The sequence below is a fragment of the Phenylobacterium sp. genome (assembly GCF_035569475.1).
Lineage (GTDB): Bacteria > Pseudomonadota > Alphaproteobacteria > Caulobacterales > Caulobacteraceae > Phenylobacterium.
Genome location: NZ_DATMNA010000097.1, coordinates 1 through 6812 on the forward strand (window position 1 = coordinate 1; position 6812 = coordinate 6812).

The following is a 6812-nucleotide window of genomic DNA, read 5'->3' on the forward strand; positions in this document are numbered from 1 at the left end:
TCTCCTTGGAGGCGTGGGCGCGCCGGGCGATCGCCGCCATGCTGGCGCCGGCATAGCCCTTGCTCGAGAACTCCACGAAGGCGGCGTCGAGGATCTCCCTGCGCCGTGCCGCCTTGGCCGGATTTTCGGCGGTCGCCCCCATCCCCGCCTGTCTAGCCCCAGCGACGCCCATTGTTGAAGCCTCTTGCATCCGAAAGCGTCTGGTAGTACCGAACCGAACGGTACGGTACGGTTTGAGTTCGGAGAAGGCAAGCGATGGATCGCACCTATGTCGTGACCGGCGCGGCGTCCGGCATCGGCGCCGCCACGGCCCGGCGCCTGCGTGCGCAGGGTGGGCGGGTCATCGCCTGCGACCTGCACGACGCCGATGTGGTCGCGGACCTGGCGACCGCAGAGGGCCGGGCGGCCCTGGTCGAGGGCGTCGCGCGCCTGAGCGGCGGACGGATCGACGCGATTGTCGCCAACGCCGGTGGCGGCCCGTCGCAGACCAGCCTCGCCTTGAACTTCTTCGGCGCGGTGGCGACGCTGGAGGGGCTGCGGCCGCTGCTGACGGCCAGCGCCACGCCGCGGGCCGTGGCGGTGTCCTCGATCGCATCGCTGCGGCCGGCGGCGGCCGGCCTCGTGGAGGCCTGCCTGGCTCTCGACGAAGCCGAAGCGCTCGCACGGGCGGCGCAGGGACCCGCGGCCGGCGACGGCCTGGCGCTCTACGGCGGCGCCAAGCAAGCGCTGAACGCCTGGTGCCAGCGGGCGGCGGTCGAGCCGCAATGGGCCGGCGCCGGGATCGCGCTCAACGTGGTCGCGCTCGGCTTCTTCGACACGCCGGCGGCGGCCTACATCCTGTCGGATACGGACCTCAGCGCTCAGGCGGCGCGGATGGTCCCGATGCGCGGCGCCTTTCCCGGCCGTCCGGACGCGGCGGCCGCCGCCCTCGCCTGGTGTGTCAGCCCGGAGAACGCGATGATGACCGGTCAGATCCTGTTCGTGGACGGCGGCGCCGAGCGCCTGGCCCGTGGAGCCCAGTCATGAGCCGCGCGCCCTCCAGGCTTGCCCAGGCGCTCGCCCAGGTCCGCGCCCATGGGATGCGGATCGGCCTGGAAATCGCGGCCAACTTCATCCTGCCCTTCGCGATCTACAGCTTCGGCAGCCGGAGCCTTGGCCCGGTCCAGGCCCTGATGGCCGCCTCGGGGCCGCCCATCCTCTGGTCGATCGGGGCGTTCATCCGCGAGCGCAAGGTCGACGCCATCTCGATCCTGGTGCTGAGCGGCATCGCGCTATCGCTGCTGGCCTTCGCGGGCGGCGGCGGGGTCAGGTTCCTGCAGCTTCGCGAGAACCTGGTGGCCGGCCTGGTCGGGCTGGTCTTCCTGGGGTCCGCGGCGATCGGCAGGCCGCTGATCTACCAGCTCGGGCGGGCGGGCACGCGGCGGCGCGCGGCGGACAAGGTGGCGGCGTTCGAGGCCCTGCGCGACGAGCCTGCCTTCCGCCGCGCGATGACCGCAGCGACGCTGGCCTGGGGGCTCGGCCTCGTGGCGTCGTGCGCGCTCAACTGCGGGCTGGTGTTCGCCCTGTCGATCCAGCGGTTCCTGCTGGTCAGCGCGCCGATCAGCTACGGCGCCATCGGCCTGCTGACCGCCTGGACGTTCTGGTACGTGCCGCGCGAGAAGCGCCTGGCCGAAGCCCGCCGGGCCGCTGCCGCCGCCGGCGCCTAGGGCTGGTCGGCGTAGATCTTGACCAGCTTGTAGAGGAAGTCGCGGCCCTCATAGAGGGAGGTGACGCCGATCCGTTCGTTGAGGCCGTGGATGCGGCCGAGGTCCGGCTCGTAGAACAGGCCCTGCACCCCATAGGTCGGGATGCCGCCGGCGGTGAGCGGCTTGCCGTCGGTGGCGCCGGCCTGGAGGATCGGCACGACGGGCACGCCCGGCCACATCTCGGCGGAGACCTTTTCGATCGGGCCGAGCACCTTCGGCGTCAGCGGCGGCGCCGGCGCCGGGGTGTCGCTTTCGGTGCGGCTGATGGCGGTCTTCGAGACCGAGACCTGGCTGTCGCCGATGATCTCGACCAGCTTTGCGCGCACCGCCTCGCGGCTCACGCCGGGGAAGATGCGGCAGTTGATGTTGGCGGTGGCGCGCTGGGGCAGCGCGTTCTGGGCGTGGCCGGCGGAGAGCATGGTCGCCACGCAGGTAGTGCGCAGCATGGTGTGCAGGCTGGGGTCCCTGGAGAGCAGGGCGTCGGCGCGGGCGTCCTTGGGATTGGCCACCAGAGCGGTCATGGCCGCGCCGGTCTCGCCGCTGACCACCTTGGACATCTTGGTCAGGTAGGCGCCGTTGGCGTCGTTGATCATCACCGGGAACTCGTAGGCGCGGATCTTCTCCAGGGCGTCGGCCAGGCGGTAGATGGCGTTGTCGGGCACCGGCCGTGAAGAGTGGCCGCCGGGGTTGGTGACTTCCAGGGTGAAGCTCTGCGAGGTCTTCTCGCCGGCCTCGATGGTGTGGGCGATGCGCTTGCCGTGGTCGTCGAGTTGGCCTCCGGCGCCCTCGTTGAGCGCGAACTCGGCGTCGATCAGGTCGCGCCTGTTCTGCATCAGCCAGGAGGCGCCGTTGATCGGCCCGCCGCTTTCCTCGCCGCAGGTCAGCGCCATCTTGATGGTGCGCCGGGGGTGGAAGCCCTCGGTCCGGTAGCGGATCAGGGTGTCGACCCAGATCGAGGCCTGGGCTTTGTCGTCCGCCGCGCCGCGGCCGTAGAAGTAACCGCCCTCCTCGACCAGGGTGAAAGGATCGCGCGTCCAGTCCTCGCGCTTGGCCTCGACCACGTCCAGGTGGGCCAGCAGCAGGATGGCCTTGGCCTTCGGATCCTTGCCCGGATAGACGGCCACCAGGCCGCCGTTCTTCGGAAACTGCGGCGCCGCGAAGATGGTCAGGTCGCTGTCGGGAAAGCCCGCGGCCTTCAGGTGCGCGGCCATCCTCTGGGCGGCCAGGGTGCAGTCGCCCACCGAGGCCGTGGTGTTGGTCTCCACCAGCTCCTTGTAGAGGGCCCGGAAGGCGACCTGGTCGGGCCGCGTCTGGGCTTGCGATGTGGTGGCGGCGAGCAGGGCCGTGGCCGCGACGAAGGCGGTGGCGAACTTGAACATTGGTGATCCCCGGCAACTTGAGCGGCGGACTATTTCAGGCGCAGGAAGGGGCGGCAAGATCGTCTCCTCTCCCCGGAGCGCCAGCGACAGAGGGAGAGGGTAGGGAGAGGGCGGCTCGACGTTTCCGCCTTCCTCGGACGAACCGAGGGCCCTCGACGGACCGCTGACGGATCACGCGCATGCGCCGCCCTCTCCCTACCCTCTCCCTCCCGGCTTCGCCGGGGGAGAGGAGGCCCCGCCGCGAAGGTATTTGCCCTGGCGCGCCTGGCGGTCGAAACTGGTGGCTCACGCGCGGGAGCAGGTTTTTGCGGGACGGTATCGAACAGACCTTTGCGGAACACCCGCGCCCGAAGCTGAGCTACCCGTTCGAGCATGGCCCCGGGACCGGCGAGGCGGTGGATGTCGCGCCGGGCGTGAAGTGGCTGCGGATGCCGCTGGGCGGGGCGCTGGCCTTCATCAACGTCTGGGCGATCGAGGAGCCCACGCCTGATGGCAGGGGCGGCTGGGCCATCGTCGACACGGGCATGGGCGGGACGGCGACCCGCGACGCCTGGCGCGCGGCGTTCGCGGGGCCGCTGGCCGGCAAGCCGGTGAGCCGGGTGTTCGTCACCCACATGCACCCCGACCACATCGGCATGTCGGGCTACCTGACGCGCAAGTTCGACGCCAAGCTGTGGATCACCCGGCTGGAGTTCGTGACCTGCCGCTCGCTGGCCGCCGACACCGGGCGCGAGGCGCCGGAGGACGCGATCCGGTTCTTCCGCGCCGCCGGCTGGGACGAGGATGCGCTGGAACACTACAAGGCCCGGTTTGGCGGTTTCGGCCGCGGGCTGCACGCGCTGCCGGACAGCTTTCACCGGATGGCCGACGGCGACGAGATCGAGATCGGCGGCCGGACCTGGCGGGTGGTGGTGGGCTCCGGTCACAGCCCCGAGCACGCCTGCCTCTACTGCCCTGAGCTGAAGCTGATGATCTCAGGCGACCAGGTGCTGCCGAAGATCTCCTCCAACGTCTCGGTATTCCCGACCGAGCCCGACGGCGACCCGCTGACCGACTGGCTGACCTCGCTGGCGCGGATCAAGACCCGGATCCCCGACGATGTGCTGGTGCTGCCGGCTCACAACGACCCGTTCCACGGCCTGCACGCGCGGATCGACCACCTGATCGGCGGCCATGAGCGGGGCCTGAAGCGGCTGCAAGACCTGATCGCCGAGCCGAAGCGGGTGGTGGACGTTTTCCACGTCCTGTTCCGCAGGACCATCGACCAGAACCTGCTGGGCCTGGCGACCGGCGAAAGCCTCGCGCACCTCAACTGCCTGATCGCCCGCGGCCAGGCCGCGAGGACGCGGGACGAGAACGGCGTCGACTGGTACCGGGCGGCGGCCTAAAGCCATACGCCGTAAGACTTCGAGGGAACTCCCATGAGCTTAGCTGGCAAGACCCTGTTCGTCACCGGCGCGAGCCGCGGCATCGGCCTGGCGATCGCGCTGCGCGCCGCGCGCGACGGCGCCAACGTGGCGATCGCCGCCAAGACCGCCGAGCCGCATCCGAAGCTGCCCGGCACCATCTACACGGCGGCGGAAGAGATCGAGAAGGCGGGCGGCAAGGCGCTGCCGCTGATCGTCGATGTGCGCGACGAGGCCTCGGTGACGGCGGCCGTCGAGGCGACCGTGGCGAAGTTCGGCGGCATCGACATCTGCGTGAACAACGCCTCGGCGATCTCGATGACCGGCACGCTGGCCACGGACATGAAGCGCTATGACCTGATGAACCAGATCAATGCGCGCGGCACCTTCCTCACGTCGAAGGCCTGCATCCCGCACCTGAAGGCCGCCGCCAATCCGCATGTGCTGATGCTGTCGCCGCCGCTGGACATGAGCCCGAAGTGGTTCGCCGGACACACGGCCTATTCGATGGCCAAGTTCGGCATGAGCATGTGCGTGCTGGGCATGGCCGCGGAGTTCAAGGCTGACGGCATCGCCTTCAACGCGCTGTGGCCCAGGACCGGCATCGCCACGGCGGCGATCAGGTTCGCCCTGGCCGGCGACGAGGGCATGCGCCGCTGCCGCACGGTGGAGATCATGGCCGACGCGGCGCATGCGATCTTCGAGAAGCCATCGCGCGAGTTCAGCGGCAATTTCCTGATCGACGACAGCTTCCTCTATGGCGAGGGCGAGCGCGACTTCGAAAAGTACCGCGTCGATCCCACCCAGCCCCTGATGCCCGACTTCTTCGTGCCCGACTCGATGCCGCCGCCGCCCGGGGTGGTCATCGGCGGCGGGAGCCCGGCGAACCCATGAACGCGCCCCAGCTCCCCATCGCGCCCAAGGTCCAGGTTCGCGTCGCCGCCTCGTCCGACGCCCCGCTGATCCTGGAGTTCATCAAGGGGTTGGCCGAATACGAGCGGCTGGCCCACGCCGTGGAGGCCACCGAGGCCGACATCCGCCGCGACCTGTTCGGCGAGAACCCGCGCTGCTTCTGCGACATCGCCGAGGCGGACGGCCAGCCGGTGGGCTTCGCGCTCTGGTTCTACAATTACTCGACGTTCCGCGGCCGGGCGGGGATCTATCTTGAGGACCTGTTCGTGAAGCCCGAGGCCCGCGGCCTGGGGGCCGGCAAGGCCCTGTTGCGCCGCCTGGCCCAGCGCTGCATGGACGCCGACCTGGGGCGCCTGGAATGGTCGGTGCTCAACTGGAACACCCCGGCCATCGAGTTCTACGACAGCCTCGACGCGGCGGCGATGGAGGAGTGGACGGTGCGCCGCCTCTACGGGGAGGCGTTGCAGAAGCTCGCGGAGTCATGAGGACCCGCCCATGAGCGCGGCGCCGATCACCGTCCTGACCGCGAGCCCGGAGGAGGAGGCCGCCATCCGCGCCGCCGTGCGCGCGGCCGAGGGGCGGCCCCTGGCCGGGCCCGAGCATGTGGACGGCCTGCTGGCGCTGTTCCTGGATCCGCGGGTGTCCGACCCGATCTACGACCTGCCGCGGCCGTTCACCCGCGAGAGCGTCGCCGCTTGGGTGGCCGAGAGCGAGGCCCTGCGGCAGGCCGGCCGCTGCCTCCTGACGGTGACCCTGGACGAGGCCGGCGCCGTGGCCGCCTATTCGCGGATCACCGTCTGGCCCGAGCGGGCCTCTGGCGAGCTGGCCGGGGCGCGGCGGGCGGACCTGCAGAACTCAGGCGCGGGCCGCCGCGGCGTGGCGCAGGCCATCGCCTGGATGTTCGAAACGCTCGGACTGCGCCTGATCGGCCTCACCGCCGCGCTCGACAACATCCGCTCCGCCAAGGCCATCGACGCGGCAGGCTTCCGGCGCATGGGCGAGGTGGAAAGCGTGCGGCCCGACGGCGCGACGCGGCGATCGCTCTACTGGGAGCTGACGCGAGCGGAGTGGGAGCGGATGCACAGGATGTAGAAATCCCTCCTCTTTAGGGGGGGACAGGCCGCGCAGCGGCCAGGGTGGGGGAGTCGCGTTCAAGCTCGGACTTTGGAGTCCTGGCCCGCAAACCCCCACCCGACCTCGGCTTCGCCTCGGCCACCCTCCCCTAAAGAGGAGGGATGGCGGGCTGGCCCTAAGCCGGCTGCTTGGCCGGTTGCGCGCCGGCCATGGGCGCGCGGTTCAGGTCGAAGAACTTCGGCGCCATCTTCGGCACGGCTTCGGAGAGGATGGTGGCCACTGTCCAGCTTTCGCCT

8 protein-coding genes are annotated in these 6812 nt (G+C 70.5%); 6 read left to right on the forward strand and 2 right to left on the reverse strand.

Annotated features, from left to right (window positions below):
• Positions 1–190, reverse strand: a 190-nt coding sequence (locus VNW53_RS19870; protein ID WP_349255830.1) for a TetR family transcriptional regulator, incomplete at its 3' end; no start/stop codon positions are given.
• A 65-nt stretch (positions 191–255) separates the two neighbouring features.
• Between VNW53_RS19870 and VNW53_RS15720 the strand changes: the two genes are divergently transcribed.
• Entirely contained in the window at positions 256–1026 is a 771-nt protein-coding gene (locus VNW53_RS15720) for an SDR family oxidoreductase (protein WP_325556732.1), read from the forward strand.
• Complete coding sequence (locus tag VNW53_RS15725) at positions 1023–1706, forward strand: VC0807 family protein (RefSeq protein WP_325556733.1); 684 nt, start codon at positions 1023–1025, stop codon at positions 1704–1706. The genes VNW53_RS15720 and VNW53_RS15725 overlap by 4 nt, the downstream gene beginning before the upstream one ends.
• Here VNW53_RS15725 and VNW53_RS15730 read toward each other — a convergent pair.
• Positions 1703–3124 carry a M20/M25/M40 family metallo-hydrolase gene (locus tag VNW53_RS15730; RefSeq protein WP_325556734.1) on the reverse strand — a complete coding sequence of 474 codons (1422 nt, stop codon included), beginning with the start codon at positions 3122–3124 and terminating at the stop codon, positions 1703–1705. The two genes, VNW53_RS15725 and VNW53_RS15730, sit on opposite strands and share 4 nt — an antisense overlap.
• Positions 3125–3429: 305 nt before the next feature.
• Between VNW53_RS15730 and VNW53_RS15735 the strand changes: the two genes are divergently transcribed.
• Genes VNW53_RS15735 through VNW53_RS15750 form a run of 4 tightly spaced genes read left to right on the forward strand, consistent with a single transcriptional unit; the run spans position 3430 to position 6534 of the window.
• Positions 3430–4512 carry an MBL fold metallo-hydrolase gene (locus VNW53_RS15735; protein WP_325556735.1) on the forward strand — a complete coding sequence of 361 codons (1083 nt, stop codon included), beginning with the start codon at positions 3430–3432 and terminating at the stop codon, positions 4510–4512.
• 33 nt (positions 4513–4545) lie between these two features.
• Positions 4546–5424, forward strand: a complete 879-nt coding sequence (locus VNW53_RS15740; RefSeq protein WP_325556737.1) for an NAD(P)-dependent oxidoreductase — start codon at positions 4546–4548, stop codon at positions 5422–5424.
• Entirely contained in the window at positions 5421–5927 is a 507-nt protein-coding gene (locus VNW53_RS15745; protein ID WP_325556738.1) for a GNAT family N-acetyltransferase, read from the forward strand. Before VNW53_RS15740 ends, VNW53_RS15745 begins: the two co-directional genes overlap by 4 nt.
• A 10-nt stretch (positions 5928–5937) precedes the next feature.
• Positions 5938–6534, forward strand: a complete 597-nt coding sequence (locus VNW53_RS15750) for a GNAT family protein (protein WP_325556739.1) — start codon at positions 5938–5940, stop codon at positions 6532–6534.
• The last annotated feature ends 278 nt before the right edge of the window (positions 6535–6812 follow it).